We start from the raw sequence: 25,405 nt of genomic DNA on the forward strand, positions 1-25,405 counted from the left end.
AAATGACCTGCACAGTTCTATCGTTTGCCCGCACGAAGACTGCTAGCATCTGGGCCGAGATTGAACATTCGGTCTGGCCCATCACAGGTTGCCCATGCTCGAGACACCAGCACTGCAAAGGAACGCGACGCTGCCCGCGCCCCTGGACACGCGCTATCAGGTTGAAACGCCCGAAGGCATCGACCTGCCGCTGCGCCCGGCGGGATTGATGTCGCGAGCCATCGCCTTCGCCATCGACCTGGGCATACGCGGGCTGGTCCTGGGGCTTTTCTTCCTGGTCCTGGCGTTTTTCGGCGAACTGGGGATCGGCCTGGGCTCCATCCTGCTGTTTGTCGTCAGTTGGTGGTACATGGTGCTGTTCGAGGTGCTCAACCAGGGGCGCTCTCCCGGCAAGCAGATCATGGGGCTGCGCGTGGTGCAGGACGATGGCCGGCCCATCGGCTGGTCGGCGTCGTTGATCCGCAACCTGCTGCGTTTCGTCGACATGCTGCCCTTCGGCTACACCTTCGGGGCCATCAGTTGCCTGCAACATCCGGCGTTCAAGCGCCTGGGCGACCTCGCGGCCGGCACGCTGGTGGTGTATCGCGAACAACCGGTCAAACGCCCCGCCTTGCCAATGGCAGCGCCGATACGAACACCTTTCACCCTCAGCCTGCATGAGCAACGCGCCGTGCTGGGCTTCGCCGAACGCCAGGCAGAACTTTCCCAAGCGCGGGTCAACGAACTGGCTGCCATCCTGGCCGCGCCACTGAACGTCCAGGTACCAAATGCCGCGGCCGAACTCAATGGCGTCGCCCGCGGCCTGCTGGGGCCAACATGAAGCAAAGCCTGTTCGAAAGCCGTCACCAAGGGGAATGGGAGCACCTGACCCGGCAACTGGACCAACTGGAGCGCAGCCGCAGCGCGCCCCAGAGCAGCGACTTCCCCGCTACCTACCGACGGCTTTGCCATCACCTGGCACTGGCCCAGGCCCGAGGCTACAGCAGCTTACTGGTCGATACGCTGCAACAACTGGCGCTGCGCGGTCACCAGCAACTCTACCGGGACCGCAGCCGACCCTCGGCCAGCCTCTCGGCGTTTATCCTCGCCGGCTTTCCCCGACTGGTGCGTGAACAATGGCGATTCGTGCTGGCCGCCAGCCTGATGTTCCTGGGCAGCCTGGTGGGCATCGGGCTGCTGGTCTATCTGTTCCCGGAGCTGGTCTACAGCGTGCTCGGCGCCGACGAAATCAGCCAGATCCGCAGCATGTATGACCCGGCGTCCGGGCATCTGGGGCGCTCGGTCGAGCGGGCCGCCAGCGAGGACTGGGTCATGTTCGGTTACTACATCATGCACAACATCGGCATTGCCTTTCAGACCTTTGCCAGTGGCTTGATGTTTGGGCTGGGGAGCGCGTTTTTCCTGTTTTTCAATGGCCTGACCATTGGCGCGGTGGCCGGGCACCTGACCCAGATCGGCTCCGGGGGGACGTTCTGGTCGTTCGTGATCGGCCACGGCGCCTTCGAACTCACCGCCATCGCCCTGGCCGGGGCCGCAGGCCTGCAACTGGGCTGGGCGTTGATCGCGCCGGGGCGCCTGACCCGGGGCGAGGCCTTGCGGCTCGCGGCGGGCAAAAGCGTGCTGATGATCGGCGGTGTGATGCTGTTTTTGCTCATGGCCGCGTTCATCGAGGCCTACTGGTCTTCCAGCGCCGTGACACCGGCCACCAAATACACGGTGGGCGCCTTGTTGTGGCTGTTGGTGATCAGCTATCTGTCGCTTGCCGGACGGGTCCGCCATGCGCCTGAGTGACGCCACCGTCGTCATCCGCCCACGCACCACCTGGGAAGCCATGGACCTTGGGGTGTTGATGAGCCAGCAGCATCGACGCCTGCTGATGACCAGTTGGGCGATCATCACGCTGCCGGTGTACCTGTTGCTGACCCTGCTGCTGTGGGACTCACCGTCACTGGTGGTGATGCTGTTCTGGTGGTTGAAGCCGGCCTTCGACCGGCTGCCACTGTACATTCTGTCCAAGGCACTGTTTGGCGAAACCCCCACCTTGCGGCAGGCGTTGCGCCAGTGGCCTGCGCTGCTCAAGCCGCAGTTGCTGGCCAGCCTGACCTGGCGCCGGCTGAGCCTGAGCCGCAGCTTCGTGATGCCGGTTGTGCAACTCGAGGGCCTCGCCGGTGAGGCGCGAGCGCAGCGCTTGCGGATATTGCAACAACGCAACCGCGGCGCGGCGCAATGGTTGACCATCATCGGCATGCACCTGGAAACCGCCTTGTGGTTCGGCCTGACGGCCCTGTTCTATCTGTTCGTACCGCAACAAGTCGAACTGCAATGGGATTGGGAAACGCTGGTGTCAGCGGCCGAGCACGACTGGTTGTGGTTCGAACACCTGGTCAACTTCCTCTATCCACTGCTACTGATCCTGTGGGAGCCGGTGTATGTCGCCTGCGGCTTCAGCCTCTACCTGAACCGGCGCACGATCCTCGAGGCGTGGGACATCGAACTGGTATTCCGGCGCCTGCGCCAGCGCCTGAGCGGCGTGGCCCCAGTGCTGATGCTGCTGGTGTTCATGCTGCTGCCGCTGGCGCCCCCGACGTTTGCCGCCGAAGACAGCGACGCCCCCGACAGCCCGCGGCTACTCAACCAGCCCCTCACCAGCGAGGCCTCCCGGGACGGTATCAAGGCAATCCTCGACGCCCCGCCGTTCAAGAACCCCGAGACCGTCATCCGTTATCGTTTCGGCGAAGAAACGGCCGAATCCCCCGAGACCGAGACCGAGGCGAAATCGAACTGGCTCAAGACCCTGTTCAAATGGCTCGGCAGCCAACGTTTCGACATCGCCGCCGCACTGATCCAGGTGGTGCTGTGGGCCTGCCTGGTGGCGGCGATCGTCTGGCTGGCCTGGCGCTACCGTGAAAGACTCAAGGCCCTGGTCAATCGCCGACCGACGCAGCGCCTGCCGGTGGAACGCGCCGTACCTGCGCGCATGTTTGGCCTGGATATTCGCGAAGAGAGCCTGCCCGCCGACGTGGCCGCCAGCGTCGAACAACTGTGGGCCACGCAACCCCGTGAAGCCCTGGGCCTGCTGTACCGGGCGTTGCTCAGCCGATTGCATCATGACTTCAAGATCCCCTTGAAACCGGCCGACACCGAAGGCCAGGTGCTGGAACGTGTCGAACAGCTCAAGCAGGGCAACCTGCTGAGCTTCAGCAAAAACCTGACCCTGCATTGGCAGAACATTGCCTATGGGCATCGTCCACCGCCGCCACACCTGCAACAGGAACTGTGTGACGGCTGGCGCGAGCTGTTCGGTCCGGGAGCGTCTCGATGAGCCGGCACGCAGGGTGGCTGATCGGCGCCGTGCTGGCCGCGCTGGTGTGCGCATTCGGCCTCTACCTCTACACCAAGGCCGAGCCCTATGAAGAGGTCGTCGAGCACGGCCCCTCCCCTGAAGCCCAGGCCAATCCTTACCTGGCCGCCGAACTTTTCCTGCGCCAGCGGGGTATCAACGTCGAGCACGCCAACAGCCTGGACGTGCTGCCCACCCTGGAACCTCGCCAACACAGCCTGCTGTTGCTGGGCGAGCGAACCCACATGACGCCACGGGAAGTCGAACAATTGATGAACTGGACCCGGGCCGGCGGGCGCTTGCTCTTCGTTGCCGAAGCCTTGTGGGACGACAGTACCGGCAGCAGCGGCGATCTGCTGCTCGACCGCGTACGCCTGCGGCAACTTTTGAGCAAGGACCTCAAGGAGCCGGCCCCTGAATTGATCAAGGACCGTTACCCGGAACTGACCAAACTCTACCTGGAAGACGAAGAGGCGCCGGCGTATATCGGCTTCGACACCGACTTCCACCTCGAAGACCCGCATAACCTGGCCCAGGCCTGGGCCAACAGCGCGCTGTCGACCCACATGATGCAGTTGAACCTCGGTCTGGGCTCGATCACCGTGATCACCGACGCCGAGCTGTGGAAGAACGACTCCATCGAGCAGTACGACAATGCCTGGCTGCTCTGGTACTTGAGCGCCGACACGGACGTCACGCTGTTGTTCAACAGCGACCACGACAACTTGCTGACCCTGCTGCTGCGTTATTTCCCTCAGGCACTGGTGGCACTGCTGGCCTTGATTGCCCTGTGGTTCTGGCGTTCAGCGGTGCGCCATGGCCCACTGCAGCAACCGGCCTCCAAGGCGCGGCGTCAGTTGGAAGAGCATGTGCAGGCCAGCGCCGGTTTCCACCTGCGGCACAACGGCCAGGAGTACCTGTTGCATGCCTTGCAACAAGACGTGCTGCGCCGGGCCCGTCATCTTCACCCAGGCTTCGAACAACTGGCCGTCGCCGAACAATGGCAGGTACTCGCCCGCCTGACCCGACAACCGACGCGAGCCATCAGCCAGGCCTTGAGCCCCCGGCCGAAACAGCGCCTCTCCCGCGCTGACTTCTGCCGCCAGGTCGCCCATTTGCAAACCCTCAGGAATGCCTTATGACTGAACAGAACGAACCTGTCGACGGCCAGGCCCACGCCGCCCAACAGCGCCAGCGCGCCAGTCAGTTGGCCCAAGCCATCCGCACGGAACTGCGTAAAGCGGTGGTCGGCCAGAGCGCGGTGATCGACGATGTGCTCACGGCACTGATCGCCGGCGGGCACGTGCTGCTCGAGGGTGTTCCCGGGCTGGGCAAGACTTTGCTGGTGCGAGCCCTGGCTCGCTGTTTCAACGGCGAGTTCGCGCGTATCCAGTTCACCCCCGACCTGATGCCCAGCGACGTCACCGGGCACGCGGTGTACGACTTGCAGACCGAGCAGTTCAAGCTGCGCAAGGGCCCGGTGTTCACCAACCTGCTGCTGGCCGACGAGATCAACCGCGCACCGGCCAAGACCCAGGCCGCGCTGCTCGAAGCCATGCAGGAACGCCAGGTCACCCTCGAAGGCCGTGCCCTGCCCATCAGCCAGCCGTTCATGGTCCTCGCCACCCAGAACCCCATCGAACAGGAAGGCACCTACCCGCTGCCGGAAGCCGAGCTCGACCGCTTCATGCTCAAGGTGCGCATGGACTACCCGGACGCCGACCAGGAGCTGGACATGGTGCGCCAGGTCAGCCGCTCGACCCGCGCCGACATGCTCGACGTGCAGCCGCTGCGCATAGTGTTGCAGGCCAAGGACGTGCAAGCGCTGCAACGCATTGCCAGTGACCTGCCGATGGACGACCAGGTACTCGACTACGCCGTGCGCCTGGCCCGTACTACCCGCAGCTGGCCGGGCTTGACCCTCGGCGCCGGCCCGCGCGCCTCGATTGCGCTGGTACGTTGCGCCCGGGCCCGGGCGTTGTTGCGCGGGGGCGAGTTCGTGGTGCCGGATGACATCAAGGGCTGCGCCCTGGCCGTGCTGCGCCATCGCGTACGCCTGGCGCCGGAACTGGACATCGAAGGGCTGTCGGTAGACCAGGTGCTGGGGCAACTGCTCGATCAAGTGCCGGCGCCGCGGTTGTGAGTAACACCAACATGGCGAGGGGATTTATGTGGGAGCAAGGCTTGCCCGCGATGAAAGCGACGCGGTCTCGCAGAAATCGAGGCGCCTGTTTCGCGAGCAAGCTTTGCTCCCACAAGCACCATCCCGCTTGTCTGTGGGAGCAAGGCTTGCCCGCGATGGAAGCGACGCGGTCTCGCAGAAATCGAGATGCCCGTTTCGCGAGCAAGCTTTGCTCCCACCAGCACCATCCCGCTTGTCTGTGGGAGCAAGGCTTGCCCGCGATGGAAGCGACGCGGTCTCGCAGAAATCGAGATGCCCGTTTCGCGAGCAAGCTTTGCTCCCACCAGCACCATCCCGCTTGTCTGTGGGAGCAAGGCTTGCCCGCGATGGAAGCGACGCGGTCTCGCAGAAATCGAGATGCCCGTTTCGCGAGCAAGCTTTGCTCCCACCAGCACCATCCCGCTTGTCTGTGGGAGCAAGGCTTGCCCGCGATGAAAGCGACGCGGTCTCGCAGAAATCGAAGCGCCTGTTTCGCGAGCAAGCTTTGCTCCCACCAGCACCATCCCGCTTGTCTGTGGGAGCAAGGCTTGCCCGCGATGGAAGCGACGCGGTCTCGCAGAAATCGAGATGCCCGTTTCGCGAGCAAGCTTTGCTCCCACCAGCACCATCCCGCTTGTCTGTGGGAGCAAGGCTTGCCCGCGATGAAAGCGACGCGGTCTCGCAGAAATCGAGATGCCCGTTTCGCGAGCAAGCTTTGCTCCCACATGAGCCCCCTCTCCACAAAAGCTCGCTCAGCATTTCTCCCAAAGGGTATGTGTCAATGAAACCCTCGCGCCTGCTATTGACCTGGCTTGCGCTTCTGCTGGCCCTCGGCATCGTGTTGGGCACACTGCGGGCGCTGGGCATCGCGCTGCCATCGACACTGCTGTCGATCAACTGGGGGCTGCTGTTGGCCTTGCTGGCCCTGGCGCTGCTCGACGCGGTGCGCGTCAGGCGCCTGCCTTCGCCCCGGGTGCAACGGCAAATGCCTGGAAGCCTGGCCCTCGGTCGCTGGGGTGAAGTCCGCCTGGAGATCAGCCATGACTTTGCCCAAGCGCTGCACGTGCAGGTCTTCGATCACGTACCCGACGGCCTGGACTTCGAAAACCTGCCACTGTCCGTCGAGCTGCAACCCGACCAACGCAGCCAGGTCGGCTACCGCCTGCGCCCGCTCAAGCGCGGGCACTTCGCCTTCGAACATTGCGAAATCAACCTGCCGAGCCCATTGGGCCTGTGGACCGACAAGCGTCTGCTGGATGCGCTCGATGAGACTCGGGTCTACCCGGATTTCGCCAGGCTCTACGACGGTCAACTGCTGGCGGTGGACAACTGGCTGAGCCAGCTCGGCATCCGCCAGCGGCAACGACGCGGCCAGGGCCAGGAATTCCATCAACTGCGCGAATTCCGCGAGGGCGACAGCCTGCGCCAGATCGACTGGAAGGCCACGGCCCGCCATCGCACGCCGATTGCCCGGGAATACGAAGACGAACGCGACCAACAGATCATCTTCATGCTCGACTGCGGCCGGCGCATGCGCAGCCAGGACGGCGAGCTGTCGCACTTCGACCACGCCCTCAACGCCTGCCTGCTGCTCAGTTACACCGCGCTGCGCCAGGGCGATGCCGTGGGCCTGAGTACTTTCGCCAGCGAACAGTCGCGCTACCTCGCGCCGGTCAAAGGCACGGGGCAGCTCAATGTGTTGCTCAACACCGTCTACGACCTCGACAGCAGCCAGCACCCCGCCGACTACCAGGCCGCTGTCACCCAACTGCTGGCCCGGCAGAAACGCCGGGCCTTGGTGGTGTTGGTGACCAACCTGCGGGACGAAGACGATGAAGAACTGCTGACCGCCGTCAAACGGCTGGGCCAACGGCATCGGGTATTGGTGGCGAGCCTGCGGGAAGAGGCGCTGGACCGGCTGCGCCAGGCGCCGGTGCAAACTCTGCCCGAGGCGCTGGCGTATTGCGGGGCGGTGGAATATCTGAATGCCCGGGCGACGCTGCATGAACGGCTGAGCGCCCATGGGATCGCTGTGCTGCAAGCCCGGCCCGGGGAATTGGGGGCCGAGCTGGTGACGTTGTATTTGGGGTGGAAGAAAGCGGGGGATTTGTAGGCGATGTTGTCAGGTCCCATGAACATTCACCTCGGCGTCGATTGACCGCGTGGGCAGGTGCGGACTTCTTAACTCCAACGTGAAAGAACCCCAATGTGATGCTTTGGTCAGAATCGACCAACTCAAGGGGGCTGTGGTCACGGGCTGTGGTTGAAACAACGGCGGTTCGAAAACCAACTGAAGCGCGTCTCCTCCCGACATCCACAAAGCGACACTCGTGGCGTTTATCAGGGCGCTATCTTCCTTGGCTCGCAACTCCCAGGTGTTATTGGTTCCATCTTTCAGGCTGAGCTTTCTATGGGCCAGATCGAATTCCTGACTGTTCAGGTAGAAGGTGAACTCCTCCAGCCAGCTATCTTCATCGCGAGTAATCCCTGGCAAAGGAGGCGACGGTGGCATTTCGGTTATCAAGGGAATATCGAATTCCAGAACAAAAGGCCTGTTTTGCGCCTGGTCGGTAAAAATAGTCCAACTCAAAGAAGTACTGCCCTGCTCCATCGCAACCAATTGCCCCAAAGGCGGATCGAACACCAGACCCTGCACCTCTTCGCCCGGCTTGAATTGCAGACAAATCTGGGCATCCGGCTCGCCAATCAGCCAACTGCCCCCATAATCCAACTTCAGCGTGCAAACCTGTCCTGCGAATACATTCAACTTGACTTCAGACCACTCTACGGGCCTGCCATCAACGTAAGGTCTGAAGTCCTGCAACCATGTCATGTCATTGGGCAGCAGCTCAAAGCTGAGAGCTGCCATCTCCCATCCCGCATACCCCCCGTGACAATGGCGTATAGAACCCCCTTCCTGACTCCGGGCAGCCTGAATTGCACCTCGGCTTGCCCATCGACATTTGTTCTGGTCGCTGCAATCGTGATCCGGGGATACTCCCATCGCACCTCGACGTCCTCCAGAGGTTCGCCAGTCATGGCCGACACCACGGTCACGACCGCTGAAACCAGCTCCCCTAGGTGACCGTTGGGTTTGTCGCTGGTGAGCGACTGGATTTCCCGGGGCTCGTGCAAAAAGTACGACAGCGCCACCGATGACGTGTACTGCCCTTGCCCCACCGTCGCAGTCAACTGCGCGGCGCCGGGCGTGGTGGGAACATAGCGCACGCGCGCCACCCCGTAATAATCGGTCACGGTGGTCACTTCCCCCAGGTCATCACCACGCCAGATCACGGTCACCCCGGCAATCGGCTTGCCGCTGATGGAAGAGACCACGGTGACCTGTTCGACCAGTTCCTGCTCCCAGTCCAGTGTCTGGTGAACACCGCTGTCCCAGCGGATCTCCAGCACTTGCTCGCCCTCGCCCAACGACATCGCGTTCGCCGGGGAGAGGCTGGCCAGCCGCTGGGACGCCAGGCGCAAAGCAAAGCCCCCATCCTTCAGATCGCCGGCCTTTAGCGTGAAACGCAGGCCATCGCTGGGAAACTCGCGAGGCATTCCCAGGGGGTCAGGCAAAAAGCTGATGCCCAGTTCGCTCGGCCCGGTTCCGGTCATGCCAAGCGTGAGCTCGCGCTCAAACAGAGGACTGTTCTCGGGAGCCATCAGCTCAAAAACATGTTCGCCCTTGCGGCGTGGGAAGTAGGTTTTTTCGCCCCAGGGCTGCGCCGCGGCTCCATCAAAGCTGACCGTCAGCCCGGCCCAGGGATCACTTGCCAGCGCCGTGACTTCAAAGGGGCGCTCCTCTTCGTAGCCGTCGTAACGACTGCTCACGGAGGCCTTCACTGCCTGGGTTCCGGCGGCGGCCGGGGCCAGGGGAAAACCGGACCAGCCTTCGGCGTCGGTGGGTTGCGCGCTTGACCTGCCCGCTGTCCAGGTCACCGGAACCTGATTCACGGCAAGCCCTGTGAAATGAGAAGCCACTTGGACCCACAGCCACGCAGGATCCTGCCCGACCACCGGGTCGACCGGCGATTCGCGCCAGCCCTGGATCCTGACTTTGTTATGCGCCAACGTCATCGGCTTGGCGGTGGCGACGAAGTCCAGCGCAGGCACTGCCCACGCCAGGGCAAACTCGCCCGGTTGCTCACTGGCGGTAAAATCCAGCATCCAGATCGCGCCGCCGTCGTTGATCGGTTGCGCAAGATTCAACACCGGACGAACCGTTGCCCCCAACTCCTCGGCGGATGTCCCGGACCATGCCAGCGTTGATTCCAACCCCACCAGCGGGCTCAGCGCATTGGGCAAAACGCTAAACCGATGAAGCGCCCCCAGGCACGGATAAAGCGCCTGGGCGTCCAGTGCTGCGGCAATCTGGTCGAGTCTCAGGCTGACTTCTTCCGCCAGGTCCTCGGACACCAATCGCCCCGTCAGCTCGCGAACGACTGAAACGCTCTCAAGGCGCAACTCCAGCTCAAACAGGCTGCTGGTACTGCTATTGACCTGTGAGGCGAGCGTCCATTGGGCGCCAGCCGCCTCCAACCGCTTGGGCGTTCCAAGGTCACTGGGCAACAGCCCAATATCCGGCGCGGCCCCTCGCCAATGCAAACTGATGTTTTTATCGATCCACAGGCTGCCGGCGTTGGGCACGACTTTCAGTGTGTGGGTCTGCCCGCGTCGACAGAGCACACCGAGCGTATTGCGCTGGACCACCTCGCCATCGAGCAGAATACTGACTTCGCTTTTCCAGGGGCTGGTCGCAATCGCCGTCACATCGAAAGGCTGCTCCACCGCAACGGCTTGCTCGTGGGCCTTGATGCTGGCGATGACCACCTTGTCCCCCGCGCTCTGCGGCGTGTACAACACACTGGCCCAACCACCGGCGCCCGTGGTGACGGTGGAAATCGACTCGGCGCCAGCCTTCCATTCGACCTGGGCATTGATGACCGGATCGCCGTCGCCGCTGGCCACGAAGTGCACCACCTGCACCCGCAACAGCACGCTTTCGTTTTCGTCCACCACGGGAAATTTGTTGGCCTCTCGGACGTCTCCCACCCGGACCAGATTGCGCGCCAGCGACATGGTTTTTTTCGGTGAAGGCAGCAACAGTTTCGAGCAGGCCAGTTGCAGCTCGAAGCGACCGTCATAACGATCTTCGCTGGTCAGGGTCCAGGCCAGCTCGGCACCGGTGACCGGCACCGCCGCTTCAAGGGCCGGATTGACGACAACCCCCAGTTGCTCGTGGGAATCACCGCTCCAGTGCAACGACAGCTGCGTCCCCTGCAAGGGACTGGCGGCGGGCAGTTTCACGTCGAGGGGATAATCCGAGCCGCGGTTGGGGTAACCGGTTTTTTCCTCCCAAGGCGACTCAACCCCCTCGACCACCGCTCGCACATCCTTCCACGGATCCGTCGCCAACACCCGCACCATCAAGGTTTGAGTCAACACGCCAGAGGCGTAGTAAAGGCTCTCGACCGACGCCTGGATCTCGACATCACCGGCCTGCGCCGGCTGAAAATCAAAGTAGGCCCAGCCGTCAGTTCGGGTGATGGCAACGCTGGCGACCTGCCCGGTCGTGGAAGTCCAGTTCACGGTGCGGTCGCTCAAGGGTTGCCCGGTGTAATAAGAAGTGACCTGCACCCCCAAGCGCACACTTTGGTCGTATTCCAGCACCGGGTAATACGCCGCCTCGAGCACTTCACGAAAAGCCAATCGATGATGACCCAGGGACACCTGCACCGGATAGACCTCAGCGGCGTACTGGTTGACCAGGTCCATGGAGAACGAATACGGCCCGTCTTCACCGATTGCCGGGCAGTCCAGGGTCCAGGCCGAATCCAATGGGTGATCCACGCCCCAGGCCGGGGTCGCCATCAGCGCCTCCTGGGGATTGTCGTCGCTGGTCAACGCCGCTTGGGTGCCGACCCAGGCATTGCCCGGATCGGGAACGAACTCTAGCTGGTGGGCCAAGTCACCCGAGGCCCCCAGGCACACGTACAAGCGCCCGGTTGCCGGCCGTGTTTGCTCATCAAGCTTGAGTGCTTGCATCAGCGCTGGCTCAAGGTGCAACTGGAGGTTGATACGCGTGATGCGGACATCCGAGAAAACGTCACCGGGAACGTTTCGCGGGCTATGAATACTCACCGTGAGGATGTCTTGAGCGTTGAACGGCAGGTCCAACGGGACGTTGTAGGGAATGGGTCTGTACTCCCGCGGCTGACCGTTCCTGCGTCGCGCCTGATCCTCCTGCGCATCCCGGGCCGGACCCGGCGGCAACAGGATTTCCTGCTCCTGCGGCTGTTTATCGCTGCTAATGAGCAGCCTGCCCGGTTCGGTGTGCCTCGTCTCGCACAGGAACGTGAGGACGTAGCGAGCTTGAGCGCCCGGATCCTTGGGAGCCGTCAGCGCCTGATTGACCGAAGCCCCATTGCCGGCGGTCAGAAAACGAACGTGCTGGCCCTCCTCTTCATACCAATCGCTCGCAGTCCCCAAGTAACCCGAAGCCGGTTCCTGTATCCAGTGATCGATCCACTGTTCGAAGTCGCCATTGAGCACCAGATTTTCATTGGCCAGGATAATCGGTTTATTCATGGCGACCTGCTCCTTCGACGGTTGAGAAGGGGGACAGTTTGCTTTCGGTCTTGGTGATCTGATCTTCGACGGCTCGCACGAACGGCGGCTCGCCGGCCCTGGCCATGTAACGGATACGCACGATGATGTCCGTCAAGGACAGCAGCATGCTCTTCTGCGGTTCCTTTTCCGGCCTTGGGAAGCTCAACAGCCAGCGTGAAACCACCCCGGTGTTTTCGAAGGGATTGAGCAGGCTGTCATCGAATTTCATCGCCACCATGCCGTGGTCGCCAAGCCCCATCGACAAGGCGATCTGCTGACCGCTGCGCAGGTTGATCTGCACATCGGAAGGCGCCACGCGACCCGCGGGATCATGCAAGTACTCCACCGCCGGAATGGTGGCCTTGGTAGCCGTCATGCTGCTGATCTGCAGCAAGGTGGCACGTACATGTTCATAAGGCCCGATCAGCACAGGCAGGTCGACCTCGACCGAGCTGATTTGCCGACAGTAATGCCCCGGATGGTCGCGGTCGAACAGCAATTGCGAGAGTTTGAACTCCAGCGTTCCTTTGGTACGCAACTGATCCAGTGCGTTGGCCCAACTGCTGTTGGTGCCCGCCTGCGGGTCGCTCGCGTCATCGAACAACTGGCGCAAGGAAAGGGTCTTGACCAGCTCCAGCCGCCGTTCATAGCGTTGCAGGTACTCGCGCTCCATGCGCAGCAAATGCCCGCGCAGGTGTTCGCCTGCCGTCAGGCCGTGGCGATTGTCCAGCCAGACCTGGGGCAAGGGGATCTGCGAATCATAATCACCGGTTTCGGCACTCAGCGAGGCCTGGGCGCTGAGGCACAGACTGACGACGGCATCGTAGGCCTGGTAGTGCAACGCCTTGAACTGGCCCAGCAGCCAGCCGTACAGCTCCGCGTTGGTTGCGCGCTTTTTGATGAAGTTGTACACCGTCAAGGCCTGGTTGTTGACCAGTAGGGTTTGATCCAGTGTGGTTTGAGCGGCGCTCACCGCATGGGTCTGGGCGGTGATTTGTGCATCGAGCGCACGCACCTCCGCCAGTGCCTGATTACGCTGCAGTAGCCACTCTTCGCGGCGGCGACGGTAACTTTCGGTGGTGGCCTGTTTGTCCGCGTCTATCTGCATCGTCGACGACGCTATATCCAGGCCGAAACAAACCGCGTCGACCATTTTGTCGAGACGATGCCCACCGTTGGCCAAACCAAAAATAGTGGGCAGCGAGGCAATCACGGCGCCCGCAGGTTTGATGCTTGCCGAGGTCAGCGCCAGGATTTTGGAGATCTGCAAGTTCTCCATGACCTCGTACTCAACCTTCGACACATTCTCGTCATAGAGAAGCGCATAAGCGATTGCCCGCTCCTCTGCCACGGCCCGGCTTTGCTCCAGCGCGCTCTTGCTCGCCTGTAGCTGAGTGATGTTCTGTTCCTGCACAGTCCGGGCGTAGATACCCAGTTCCACCAAATGGTTCTGCTGCAGTTCCTGCTGTTCGATCAGGTCCCGTTGTTCGAGTAATCGCAGCACCTGGGTGCCGTGTTCCTGGAGCGCCTGCACGGCGCGCAATGCCACCTCGAACGTCGTGCGCCAGCGGAAAGCCCCCACCACCAACCGCCCGCCCATGGGTCTTGGCGCACCGGAACCACCGGCCGCCAGGTCGCGCAGCAACGCGTTGGGATCGGTGGGCGGGCTGAACAGCGCGAGTTCCAGTGGCTTGCCGTCCAGGGTGAGGTTGTTGCGCAGGTTATGCAGGCGCTGGCCAGGCAAATCGTACAGCGCGAGCAACTGTTCATTGATCGGTGCCTTGAAGGGCTCGTTGGCCAACAGCCCCAGCAGCGGCGGCGCCTCGGCGGCGGCAGGAAAGTCCGCCAGGCTGAACGCAAGGTTTTGTTCAAATTGTTCAAGGGCCGGTCGCGACATGCTTTTGTTCATCAAGCTGTCCACCGTGTCGGTTTCCCAACGGTTGACCGTTCGCACCGCCGGCGCCTTGCCCATCAGGAATTCGGCCTGCACGTAACACAGCTTGGCCGCTACCAGGCTGTCACGGGTGAGTTGGCGGTAATACCAGTCGCCCCAGGCCATCAGGTTCTTGACGTACTCCGAGAACACCAGAATCTGGAAGTGCCGGGGCGCCGAATAGCCGATGGCGTCGGGGTCGGTGGGCGCCCGGGTTTCACAGCCCAGGTTGCCGGCGCTACTCAAGGGGCGGCAGCGCCAATACGCCGGTTTTGGATTGAGGTACTGGCCGTTGTCGGGGTCGGCCGGCGCTTGCGGGTCGAACAGGTAATGCGACCAGTTCTGCGCTTCCAGGAAGCGGTCCTCGGTGCGCAAGCGTGTGGCCACCAGGTGCGGCAGGTGGAAAAACAGTTCCCAGAAGAACAGACCGTTAGCACCGTCGAAGGCCCCGTTGGGCTCACTGATCGTTTTCGATTCCGGGGGCGGCTCCGGCAGAAACTGCGTGTCCCAATCCAGCACCGCATCGACGGAGATATTGGAACGCTGTACCAACTCTGGGCCGAACAGCGAATTCAGCCGGGCGTATTCAAGGGTGAGCTCGGCCTGGTTGAGGGAGAGGAACTGCGCCGCATCGAAGCTGTTCTTGAGCAGTGAGACGGGGGGGAAATCCGTCACATTGATAATGGTTAATTGAAACTGATTTTGAGCACCCAGACCCAAGGAGCCACCCAACGTAAACGTGGTCGGCTGCGGCCATGAACCGCTCGCCCGTCTATAAACCCGCCATGGGGTACTCCAGCCACCGGCAATGGGAAAAGCCTCCGAGACGTCCTCTGGATCATCGGTGGTGCGACCGACCAACTTCAAGTCCATGAGGACAGGGAGTCCGGTCAAACCCGTTGGCCGGCAGTAGCCGCAGACCACCAGTTCATCGAAGCCATCGACGCGAAACACCGTAGCCTGCAGACCCAGGTAGGGTGTCATCGTGCCCGGCCTGTCCACGACAGTGACCATGGCCGGCTGATTCATCAGCGGGTGTTGAACCGTCTCAGCCGTGACAAAACGCTTGAGCGCCGCCTGCTCCAACCAGCCACCATCGTCCCAGGCCAGGGGGCGGAACAGCACATCGCGCACCGCAAACACCTTGAGGGAAGCCTCGTCGTTGGTTAAAAAAACGCCCAGCTTGCCCTTGGGGTTGTAAGGGTCGGCCCACACGGTCGCAATCAACCGGGCGCCTTGGGAAAGGTCGCTGTCATGCACGCTGCTGTGCAGGCTCAGCGGCGCCGACCACCGGCCGTTCTGGGCCTTGAACGCCACTTTGATGTCCAGCCGGTGCGGCAGGCTTACGTTGGCCTCCTCGTCCTCTTCCTCGTCCTCGTCTTCGCTTCCGACCTTGTACTGCCACTCGGCCCACACCAGGCACAGTCGCCCACTCCAGAACACCGGCCGGATGTCCATCACCGTCACGCCCGTGGGCGTATCCACCGGCAGCCATTCACTCCAGGCCGCCGGGTTAATGGCGGTGCTACTGGGGGAAAGCTCGACCTCGGCCTTGCGCCAGAAATACTGGTAAGGCGGCACCCGCTGGCGTCCGACAAAGTAGTAGTCGGCCCGGGCCGGCGAGACGCTGTCCATGTAGCTGCTGAGCACGTCCAGGTTGCAGGTTTGCTCGAACGTTTGCAGGTACTCCTGCAAGGCAACCTGAACCGAATCGCTGTTCAAGTGTGCCTGGTTGAGGTTGTTTTCAAGGGTCTTGAACAGGCTGGTCTTGCGCTGCCGCACGAAGGGGTTGATGAAGTTTTCCGGGTAAAGGGCGATCATTTGCAGCGCCGACCAATCCGGGTAGTTGTTGTAGAGTTCCCAGGTGGCCAGGTCCCGCTTGTCGAACTCGGTGTCGGCATAGCCGGGTTCCAGTTTGCGGTAGGCGGCGTGGATGAACTGCTGGGCGCAGCTGGTCGCTTCAGCGACCCAGGAGCTCTGCACCGGGTAACTGTCCAGAGGATCCAGACGCAGCAGTTCAAACAGGTCCGCTGGGGTACGCAGGAATTTGTAGGGTGGATTCTCGCCACTTTTACCAACGTGCCCGAGACTGTATTCGATCAGGGCGGTCCGGCGTTTTTCGAGCAAGTCACCCATCGTGTTCCCTGTCATGATGCGTGCTCCTCGCTTTCAAAGCTGATGGGCGGGAAATCAGCGAACGCGTCACCGTCGGGAGTGATGGTGATCTTGAGCCTTCCGCCGGTAGGGCTGGAAGCAAATGTCCGGGCCAGACCCTCCTGGTTGGTGTAGGACTGGTCCGGTCGATAAACCACCCGGCCTTCCCCCCCGCCCATATCCGTGGTTAGCCAGCGTGTCGGATGGTTTGTCGCAAGGTTTCCATGACGGTCCATAATGGTGGCGTAGAGTTCGACTTCCTGACCGAAGGGCACCGTTCCCAGAGGTACTGGCGACATGTATGCTCTTGGGACGTCCAGGTTGAGCTTATCGAAAATGACCTCGACGGTAGGGGCATACTCGCGCTCAAACAGATCGAGCCAGAATTGCGGCGTGTCCCGCCCCAACACCTTGCCCGGTATGTACTCGGCCTCAACTACCCCGTCTGTATTCGTCGCCTGGGTTTCAATGGTTCCCAGCTCGGCGCTCCAGTAAACGTTGACTCCGCTCAACGGTTCCCCATTGCTGTCCATAAGGGTGACGGTGAAGGTGATTTTTTTCCCAGACGCCGCCACCACCACGGTATTGTCCGGGACGCATGTCACGGTAACGAGCTGTTTCAGATCCCCGGTGAAGGTCGCCGGCGGCCTATCGGATTCGGACAGGCTCAGCAAGGCATGCTCGGCGGCTTCCTTGTAGGCGGCTTTGTCGATCTCTTCCGGCAACCCGCCCAGCAGGAAAATCGTCAAGGCATCCATGCCGGTGCGCGCCGCCAGCACCCGAACCCGCATCAACAGATCCAGTTGGGGCAGGTTTTTCAGGATCTTGTGCTCGGATTCGATGCGGCTGACGCACTCGCGCACCTCTTGCACGCTCCAGTCAAAAAAACCGGCCAGCCGGATGGACGCCGCTTGTTCGGCCAAATGCACTGCGTGCCCCCCTATAGGAGAAGGCAGCGCATTGACCTCGCGCAGGTAGTCGAGCAACGTCTGCGCCGGCTGGTCGCTCAGCTCAAACGCACGGGTGAGGGTGCTCAGGTAGTAAAGCGTGCGCACCGTGAACGCGTGCTTGTCGTCCTGGTCCAGCCAGGCTTTATGGCCGTAATCCAGATAGTCGCGCAACACCTCGGCGCCCAGCTCCAGTTTCGCCACCACCGCACTGCGACGGCGCACATCGGCCAACAGCGCAATCAATGGGTCAGTCAATGCGTTGCGGCCCTTCACCAGGCCTTCAAGACTCGAAAGGTCGCGTTCGAGCACCTGGCGCAGCAGCCGGCTCACCGTTGAATTGGCCCACGCCAGCACCTCGAGCGCTTGCTCGGTACCGATACCCGTGTAAACCGCCAGGCATTCCTTGACCACCGACACCTGGGCGTCCCTGGCTTCCAACACCACGGTGAGCATTCTCTCGACAATGGCGGGGCGCTCCAGCTCATATTGTTCCCCGAGGCCGATTTCCACGGCGTGCTCAAGCTGTTCTCGCGCAAAGGCCAGGTATTGAGCCTCGGTTCCCGTGCGCGACATCACCAGCCCATCGAACTCGACCAGTGTCGTTTGCATCCCCAGCAGCTCCAGCCAGCTGGCCCCCGCCATCGCTGGCACACCCGCCATCAGGATCGCCGAGTGGGTGAGCAGTGCGCCGGGCAACAGGTTGAGCACCTGTTCAAAAAACCGCCCTTCGGCGTCCAGGGAGGTGTCCAACACCGAGGGCTGGGAGACCTGCTGCACCATCCAGAGCACCGGCAGGTCGCGATCGGCACACCAGTCCACACACAATTGCATGGCCTGGATGAGGTTCAGCACATCCGGGCTATCGCTTGCGGTGGAATTGATCAGGGGCACACCCGCCAGGCCGTCGAGCCAAAGCTCCCCCCCAGCATCGTCAGCATCAACACGCCTTCGACCGGGGTGATGCCCAACAGCCGGGGCAGCTTCACCATGCGGTAGAAACTGGACATGATCGCCAGGTTACGCGACAGACTCTCTCCGTCGACGCCATGGGCATTGGCAATCGCCAAGGCCAGGTAGTTGTAGGTCTGCAGGTCGATGCCCAACGCGCTGCACAGTTGGCTGACGGTCAGATCGGGCACCTCAGGTGCCGGCACGATCGGAAACGGTCCGTTGTCGAGCTTCAAGGACTCACGATAATCGCCCTGGTTATTGAAGACCTGATCGAATTGGGAGAGTGCTTCACCGCGACCGTAAATCGACAACTCGTCGATAAACACGGCAAAGTCGTTCACGGGACATTCATAGCGCTCGCGCAACGACTGAAACAGCCCCAGCGCATGCACGACCTGTTCGGTGATCCACCAGGCACTGGTGGCTGCATCACCGCGCACTTCAGCCTTGATGGCTGCCACCAGCAGCGCATCCACCTGTTCACTCGGCAGTGCCAGCCATTGATCCAGGCGCAACTTGCGATTCATTCGGTCGTAACGCGCAAGTCCTGCGGCGTCGCCAGGGCTTACTGACAGCCTGTGGAGGAACGCAGGGCCATCTGCGCTACCCACAATACTGACACCCGGGTGGTCGTTGGCGTTGAGATAAACCGACCCCGAGCGCCCGCTTTCCGGCACGTCGGACTCCGTTTGCGACGAGTAGGTCACATTGGCCGAACGCACTGGCGCAAAGCCGCGTACCGACAGCAAGACCTCGAGCCCCCGGGTGTCGAGTTTGGTCCGTTCGCCGAAGAATGGCATCTCTTCGAGGTCCTGCCATGTCAAGTCATCGGTGCCAAAGTTGTGCGCATAAAATACGTCGCGGTCGGCGAGCTTGGCAGCCTCCTCCGTGAGCAACCGCCGCTGATAAGGTCCCAATCTCGACGCATGGGCCAGGGCCGGTCCCGCATCGTTGTACCAGGCCTGAGCCTGAAAAAAATACGGAAAGGACGGGCTCACGCTTTGGACAAAACTGCCCACCGACAGGCCATGGTGACGGGCGACCGTATCCACCGTGACCCAATGCTGGAAGTAAGGAAGCCCATTGGGATAGCGCGCCTCGATCATGGCTTGCTCAAGGGCCTCTGGCGCCATATCGATAAACCTTTCCAGCACCGGGACGATGATGTCCACCGATGACACGGATCGATGCACCGCGTTGAAATCGACGCTCAGCGGCTTCAGGTCTTTGCGCCGATCATGCAATGGCAGCTTGAACATATCGTTGGACGCCGCTTCGATGCGTTGCTCGATCCACCTCATCAACTCAATCAAATACGCCACGGGTGACGCAACAGATTCCAGGGCCTGGGGTGGACACAAACTGTCGAACCGGGGATTAAACAGCAGCTCAAAACTGGGGCCTCGAACCATCGACAGCAAGCCACTGCTTGCTCGCCGCTGCTCTTTTGCAGAATCGTACAGGCTGTGCTCGATGAACTGACGCCGCAGGTAAATGGCCATGCTGTTGAAGCGCCGTAACAACTGACGGGCGTCATCGGGGCTCACGCCAAAGTCTCTCACCAATCCCTGTACGCCCTTTTCCACCAGCGTAAAGATCGAACCGCCCGCTTCAAGGTACGTTTGCAGCGTCGCGTAGGCTGTGAGTTGCTGGTCACTGAACACCTGAGTCAGCAGCTGTAAAGCAGGGCGGGAGTCAGCCATGGACGAGACCTCGAGTTCGATAACGGCCCGCAGCGGTCCGACGAAGCCGTCAGGCCGAGCGTCTGGTAAACGTGATTTGGCGCTTAAGGGCCCAAGCCGTCTACTGTCAGAACCGACAGGTTTTATGACCGTCTATCGGGAGTTGGGCACCTGGGTCGGGCGGGTGGGCAGCAGGACTTCGAAGCGCCGGCTCTCAACCCAATCGGAAGCCGTGGCGCCGTCCACCGTGTCAGTGATGGTCTGCCTGAACCGGCACCAGTTACCGCCAGCCGAGAGCGCCTGCGACGCCCCGCCTTCCCAACCACTGGCAGCGACGGGGAGACCCGTCGCCCACACCTGATCAGGGTTGAACCAGCTCACCACCTGGCCGACGCCCGGCCGGCCCTGACCTTCGAAGTTGACCGGGTTGTCGACCCAGCCTCCGGCCACGGGCACGTCGATGGAAGGTCGATAGGTGCCCAGCACCACCGGCCGCGGCGGTGAATCGGCAGAATGAAAACCTTCGCTCGACGCCACGGCCATCAGGTCGTAGAGGCCGCCGGGGTGATCGAACGCCACCGTCACCGACCAGGTACGATCCTCCAGCACCGGGCTATCGCCCAACACCGTCAGCGCAGCGTCACCCAGCTTCACCGTCACCGTATCCCCCGGTACGCCGAAACCCGACACCACCACCCGCCGGCCGATGTGCTCGTCGGTGGCCGGGGTTTCAATGAACGGGGCAGCCGGGACGACGTTGAAGGTCAACGGCGCAGTGTCCTTGGAGGTCCGTCCTTCGAAGCGTTGCCGGGCCAGAATCGTGGTCTCGCCCACCGGCAGCGTCACTTCAGCTTTCCAGCCTTCGGCGCCCACAAAAATATCCTCGATCAACGGCTCACTGGCGCCCAGCAGCCAGACATCGACCCGCCCGCCCGGCATGCCTGTGCCAGACAACACCATGGTGCGCGGCAGGTCGCTGCCTGGCTGCGGCACGTCAAACACCGGTGGCAATACCACCACCTCGAATGTCACCGTCTCACTGCGCTCGGAAGGCCCCCCACGCAGGGTCTGTTGCGCGTCGATGGTGTAGCGACGAAAGGCCAGCACGGGCAGCTCGACAGACCATTCGCCATCGGCAGTCAGCACCTTGGGCTCGCCCAGATCCGTTTGAAATTGGGCGTCGCGCACTTGCATCGATGCCTCGGCCATGCCCTCACGCCCGCGGACGATCAGCTCGCGACCGACCTCAGCATTGGGGATGGGGTCAGTGATCACTGGCTGGCGCATGGGCAGAACGACCGTGAAGGTTCTGGATGCTGCAGGTGAGGGTTGCTGGGCGGCGGTCTGGATCAGCGTCGCGGTGTGGATGACCTCGGGGGCAAACGGCTCGGTGCGGCGGAAATTCCAGGTGCCGTTGTTATTCTCGACGGGGTGTTCGGTGGTGCTGTCACTGAACGTGAGTGTCAGCACCGCGTCCGGCCAGCAGGTGCCATTGAGGTTGGGCGAGAGGCCATTTTCCACGGGCACGTTCATGACCGGTGCCAGCGGTGGGATGGTGACCTCGATTTCCTGCCAGGTCGGCGACGGTGCTCCATTCAGGTATTGCTTGATATGGACTTTCCGTTTGAACGTCGGCCCCCATACCTCTGATGCCCTGCTCTGCCACTGACCGGACGACACGCCAGCATCCGGCGCCACCTTCGACGCACCACCGGGATTGAACAGCATCACCGTCGCACCGTTGAACCCTTTGCCCGAAAATACCGGCTGGTAGACCGGTGTGTAGGTGATATCGGTCGGGTCTGGAAGTATCAGGTTGACGGGGAAGGTGTATGGCTGCGAGTCAATCCAGCCATTGGCCCCGTCGGGAAACCGCTGGATCGCCCGCAGGCTGTACGAGCCGAATGGCCAGTTTGTCGCGGTTGTGTTCCAGCTGCCTGCGTTAACCGGCGCAGGGGCCGGCGCTGTGACGTTGGGGCCGCTGACGACCGTGATCTGGACGGTTGCGCCGGTGTAGCCGTCGCCTTCGAATTTCACCGAGGTGTCGGTCGGGGTGGTGACGGTGACGGCGGTCAGTTTGGGGGGGCGCACTTTAAACGCCTGGGCAGTGCTCAGTCCCGACGCGATTTGATAGGTTTGTTCGGCCACCAAAGAAATCATCCCTGGCGGTACTTTTACCCTGGCATTCCAGGAACCGTTCGTCGCTGCTGTGCCTTTGCCTACCGGGGTACCAATCACATCAAGCCTAACTTCGACGCTGGCGCCATCCATCCCATTTGTTCCGTATACCGTGAAACTCATATCCTTAGTGGCTGTGGACCGGGTGATGCTCGGTTTACCTAAAACAGTGAAGGAACGGTGCTCCTCGGTATATCTAATGGGTTCGCTCCCCGACTGATACGCAGCCTGTGCCGACCAGCGTCCACTGGCCAGGAGCTTACCTCCGGCCTGCCACGTTTTATTGGTGTTTACGGAAGCTCTTTCAGACAGCTCTGTGCCGACGTTAGGGAAAACCGCCCAAATTCGGTTGCCTGGAAATCCTCTGCCCTTGAAGACAAGCTGGTCGGCGAGCACGATGGCGTTCGCTGCGGGCTCTGTCAGTGTCGTCGGGGCCCAGTCAATGGTCTTCTGATTTGATTTTCCAGATATCGCATTTCCTATTTTTTGTATGGCGTAGAACGTTAGGGTCTCCAACCCGCTCGGCATGTTGATCGTTGTCGCCCATATGCCGTTTTCAGAAAGATTCGCCACTGGCCCCAACACACCGTCGCCATTAGCGTTATGAACGGTAACCGTGCCATCGGCGAATGCAGCACCAATACCTGAAACCGTGACTAGCAAGTCACTAACATAACCTTGTGGCCCTGTAATGACTGGAGCAGCGGGAATAAACCTATAGGTTTTGTTAGCTCCCAAGTGTGGGTCGCCTACATTATTCAAGTCATACGTATAATCATAATGAACCACTACAGAGTTCACATCCCCCGCCACCGTCAGTGTTCCAGGAATTTCATGCCACTCCGCGTTCTGATCTCCATTTGTAGTCAACTCGCGCCACCCCGTATCAGCTGCCGACTGAAGTCTTATATTGACATTACCCTTCTTTCGACCATTATCTCTCGCACTGTATTTAAAGTTGCTCAGCTCCAAGGATCTGCCATTGGGGGACCATGTATACCAGGCGGCAAAATTCGCCCAAAGAAGGGGATGACTGGAATTCGCTGCTTCTAAAAAAACTTCCCCGGTTAAAGCATTAGGAAAAGCAACATCCTCTTCCGACTCAAGAGCACCGTCAGTTTTATTGACGTCCTCCGTATTGCCCCCTGATGCGTCTTCGAGTTCGTTTTTTTCAGAATCGTCACCAGCGCCCATGACTAACTCCTTAACTATTAATCGGAATCAAAAAGGCATTACGGTCAGCCATATCGTCAGGAGGCTTTCTGGTACCAGTAAATGTCACTCGGTCTACTCAAACACCTGTTAGCTCTGACAGTGCCGACGAGTGGCGGGGCCTGGTGCAAGGAAATATCCGGGTGACTACAGCGTCTTGCGCAACGGACTACAGATCCGCCAGAATCCGCCGGCTTGTGCGCCTTGGCCTTGCCCCGTAACTTGATTCGTGTCGCTGATAACCAGCGATCGGGTTTAGTCGCCCGGCGGTTCGACACGATATGCACAAGCGTCATCCCGTGGGGTTTTCCCTATCCCATACTTGATGGTGGCTGTGCGCAGGGCGCCCTCGGGCGCGCCGGATTTCGTGTCTCCGCCGGTCGACTAACCTGCGTCCAGCCGCCACCCTTCATTCGTTTAGTCGCGAGCCGGGTGGTAGCCCCATTACGGAGACCGATCATGATCAAACCAACACCCAATCCCCCGAGAACCGATTCACAGTCCGCTCACAAAACCCTCAACACTAAAAAGCTCGACAAAGCCGCGCAAAAAGCCCTGGACCATTACCTCAAGCCCGATCCAGGCAAACCCGAACGACAACTCGATTACTTCATCGTCGCCCCCGACGCCGACCCCGAAGGCATGCTCGCCCACACCTACGAAACCTTCTGCTCGGTGAGCACGCTGATTCTGGATTTATCGGAAGACCTGGAAGGCGCCCCGCGCAACCTGGCCCTGGCGATTCACCAGATGGGCGAGATGGGGGTGTTGTTGCTGGAGAAGATGCTGGATAACGAGGCGAAGGTTCAGCGCTGAAGAGGCGTATGAAAAACCTGTGGGAGCGAGCTTGCTCGCGATAGCGGTGGGTCAGCTTGCATCAATGCTGAATGTGCTGCCGCCTTCGCGAGCAAGCTCGCTCCCACAAAGTGTTGCGCCAACAAAAGTGACCGGGGCTCAGGCTGACTCCGGCAACGGATAAAAACTGAAATATTGCTGCAACGCGCTGATCAGTTGCCCGTACTCCGGCGGCGCCCATTTCAGGCTGAAACCGGCGTCGAAATGCTGCGGCGTCACGTCTTCGCGGCACCACAGGCAATTGGCTCTGAGCACAATGTTCTGCTGCGGTCCCTCATCGGAAGGGATTTTCAGGTGCAGGTCAAAGTCCGCGCCGACCATCAACGGTAAATGGCTGATCAGCATCAGGCCATCTGCAGAAACGTTGCCCAAGAAACCGATGGGCTTGCCGTTGACGCCATTGAACACTCTCAGGAAACACGGCAACTGCTGCCGTTCGATTCGCCGCTTTTTGTACATGTCCTGTATCGCTTTTTGAACGACCCCGAATCGGGGCAACCTAATACTTCGGAACGAGCACACGCCAGCTCGCTCTCCCCGATCCCGGTGCCAGACGCTCGCAAGCGTCCAGGCCCTACTGCCGCCGGTCACAGGTGCCGCTTGAAGTTAGAGATTTAGCTCTAATGACGATTTGTACAAATATAGCTCATGGTCGTGTGGCAGCCAGTCCGTCCGTACACCTTTCATAAACAAAAACACGCCAGGCGCTTGTGGCCAGGGATCGCCCCGGCCATGGCTTGATGAGCCTGTCAGGACGCCGTCGGGCGCATCGCCGACGCGCTGCGGGTCGGATAATGGCCTAGGCTCTGCAGGGTCTCGAGCCGGGCGCGGGCGCGGAAGGCGTATTCGCTGTCAGGGTATTGGGTGATGATGAACTGGTAGGTCTGCGCCGCATCGATAAACAGCTTCTGCCGTTCCAGGCACTGGCCGCGCAGCATCGAGACTTCCGGCTGCATATAGCGGCGGGCACGGCTGGCGCGGTCGACCTGGGACAGCTCAAGCATGACCTGCTCGCAATTGCCGCGGTCATAGGCCTTGTAGGCCAGGTTCATGTGGTGGTTCATCGACCAACGGGTGCAGCCCGTGACGCTCAGGGCCAGGGCAACGAAAAGCACGAATCGCATGGGAGGTTCTCCTGTCTTGAGCTCTGTATCGACCTGGGTGGGAAAATCTTCAGCCTGAAAAATGGAACTGGGCTTTGTCCTTCTGATAAGGAGGATGATCAGTGATGGAGGCACAGTGATATGAATGAAGCCTTGCTCCCACAGATCATTCCAGCTCACCACCAAGCTGTACTTGAAAGCTCATCCAAGGCGCAAAAATTTTCAGGAATGTTCATTTCGAAAAACAAACGAAAAAGTAGTGCATATGAACAATGAC

Annotated in this window: 16 protein-coding genes; 8 read left to right on the forward strand and 8 right to left on the reverse strand. The window is 61.0% G+C overall.

Annotation, left to right across the window (positions count from 1 at the left end):
- Window positions 1–94: 94 nt before the first annotated feature.
- The 6 genes from KI235_RS23900 to KI235_RS23925 all read left to right on the forward strand — a co-directional run bounded on the left by KI235_RS23900 (window position 95) and on the right by KI235_RS23925 (window position 7,614).
- Complete coding sequence (locus KI235_RS23900; RefSeq protein ID WP_003205095.1) at window positions 95–820, forward strand: RDD family protein; 726 nt, start codon at window positions 95–97, stop codon at window positions 818–820.
- Window positions 817–1,791 carry a stage II sporulation protein M gene (locus tag KI235_RS23905; RefSeq protein ID WP_003205097.1) on the forward strand — a complete coding sequence of 325 codons (975 nt, stop codon included), beginning with the start codon at window positions 817–819 and terminating at the stop codon, window positions 1,789–1,791. The genes KI235_RS23900 and KI235_RS23905 overlap by 4 nt, the downstream gene beginning before the upstream one ends.
- The gene (locus KI235_RS23910) at window positions 1,778–3,322 is read left to right on the forward strand and encodes a DUF4129 domain-containing protein (RefSeq protein ID WP_003205098.1); all 1,545 of its coding nucleotides are present in this window, start codon (window positions 1,778–1,780) and stop codon (window positions 3,320–3,322) included. The genes KI235_RS23905 and KI235_RS23910 overlap by 14 nt, the downstream gene beginning before the upstream one ends.
- Window positions 3,319–4,482, forward strand: a complete 1,164-nt coding sequence (locus tag KI235_RS23915) for a DUF4350 domain-containing protein (RefSeq protein ID WP_003205100.1) — start codon at window positions 3,319–3,321, stop codon at window positions 4,480–4,482. Before KI235_RS23910 ends, KI235_RS23915 begins: the two co-directional genes overlap by 4 nt.
- Window positions 4,479–5,483 carry a MoxR family ATPase gene (locus tag KI235_RS23920; RefSeq protein WP_003205102.1) on the forward strand — a complete coding sequence of 335 codons (1,005 nt, stop codon included), beginning with the start codon at window positions 4,479–4,481 and terminating at the stop codon, window positions 5,481–5,483. The genes KI235_RS23915 and KI235_RS23920 overlap by 4 nt, the downstream gene beginning before the upstream one ends.
- A 799-nt stretch (window positions 5,484–6,282) precedes the next feature.
- The gene (locus KI235_RS23925) at window positions 6,283–7,614 is read left to right on the forward strand and encodes a DUF58 domain-containing protein (protein WP_003205104.1); all 1,332 of its coding nucleotides are present in this window, start codon (window positions 6,283–6,285) and stop codon (window positions 7,612–7,614) included.
- 9 nt (window positions 7,615–7,623) lie between these two features.
- Here KI235_RS23925 and KI235_RS30520 read toward each other — a convergent pair whose 3' ends face one another.
- The 6 genes from KI235_RS30520 to KI235_RS23945 all read right to left on the reverse strand — a co-directional run bounded on the left by KI235_RS30520 (window position 7,624) and on the right by KI235_RS23945 (window position 21,871).
- Window positions 7,624–8,370: a hypothetical protein gene (locus KI235_RS30520; protein ID WP_244864262.1), complete on the reverse strand. Its 747-nt coding sequence runs from the start codon at window positions 8,368–8,370 to the stop codon at window positions 7,624–7,626.
- Window positions 8,331–12,089, reverse strand: coding sequence for an Ig-like domain-containing protein (locus KI235_RS23930; protein ID WP_244864263.1), 3,759 nt, complete (start codon window positions 12,087–12,089; stop codon window positions 8,331–8,333). Before KI235_RS23930 ends, KI235_RS30520 begins: the two co-directional genes overlap by 40 nt.
- Window positions 12,082–16,194, reverse strand: a complete 4,113-nt coding sequence (locus tag KI235_RS23935; protein WP_212795330.1) for a neuraminidase-like domain-containing protein — start codon at window positions 16,192–16,194, stop codon at window positions 12,082–12,084. Before KI235_RS23935 ends, KI235_RS23930 begins: the two co-directional genes overlap by 8 nt.
- Complete coding sequence (locus tag KI235_RS30525) at window positions 16,191–18,038, reverse strand: Ig-like domain-containing protein (protein ID WP_244864264.1); 1,848 nt, start codon at window positions 18,036–18,038, stop codon at window positions 16,191–16,193. Before KI235_RS30525 ends, KI235_RS23935 begins: the two co-directional genes overlap by 4 nt.
- Window positions 18,029–19,801 carry a Tc toxin subunit A gene (locus KI235_RS30530; protein ID WP_244864265.1) on the reverse strand — a complete coding sequence of 591 codons (1,773 nt, stop codon included), beginning with the start codon at window positions 19,799–19,801 and terminating at the stop codon, window positions 18,029–18,031. Before KI235_RS30530 ends, KI235_RS30525 begins: the two co-directional genes overlap by 10 nt.
- A gap of 132 nt (window positions 19,802–19,933) precedes the next feature.
- Window positions 19,934–21,871, reverse strand: a complete 1,938-nt coding sequence (locus KI235_RS23945; RefSeq protein WP_244864266.1) for a hypothetical protein — start codon at window positions 21,869–21,871, stop codon at window positions 19,934–19,936.
- A gap of 1,758 nt (window positions 21,872–23,629) precedes the next feature.
- Between KI235_RS23945 and KI235_RS23950 the strand changes: the two genes are divergently transcribed.
- Window positions 23,630–23,986: a DUF6124 family protein gene (locus KI235_RS23950; protein WP_057452563.1), complete on the forward strand. Its 357-nt coding sequence runs from the start codon at window positions 23,630–23,632 to the stop codon at window positions 23,984–23,986.
- A 138-nt stretch (window positions 23,987–24,124) separates the two neighbouring features.
- Here KI235_RS23950 and KI235_RS23955 read toward each other — a convergent pair whose 3' ends face one another.
- Window positions 24,125–24,484, reverse strand: a complete 360-nt coding sequence (locus KI235_RS23955) for a PilZ domain-containing protein (protein ID WP_003205114.1) — start codon at window positions 24,482–24,484, stop codon at window positions 24,125–24,127.
- 290 nt (window positions 24,485–24,774) lie between these two features.
- Window positions 24,775–25,149, reverse strand: coding sequence for a hypothetical protein (locus KI235_RS23960; RefSeq protein WP_003205116.1), 375 nt, complete (start codon window positions 25,147–25,149; stop codon window positions 24,775–24,777).
- A 120-nt stretch (window positions 25,150–25,269) separates the two neighbouring features.
- Between KI235_RS23960 and KI235_RS30645 the strand changes: the two genes are divergently transcribed.
- Window positions 25,270–25,404 (forward strand): hypothetical protein, encoded by a 135-nt coding sequence (locus KI235_RS30645; RefSeq protein WP_256212897.1) that lies wholly within the window; start codon window positions 25,270–25,272, stop codon window positions 25,402–25,404.
- Window position 25,405 lies beyond the last annotated feature (1 nt).

It is taken from the genome of Pseudomonas sp. St386, from assembly GCF_018325865.1.
Taxonomy (GTDB): Bacteria; Pseudomonadota; Gammaproteobacteria; order Pseudomonadales; family Pseudomonadaceae; genus Aquipseudomonas; species Aquipseudomonas brassicacearum.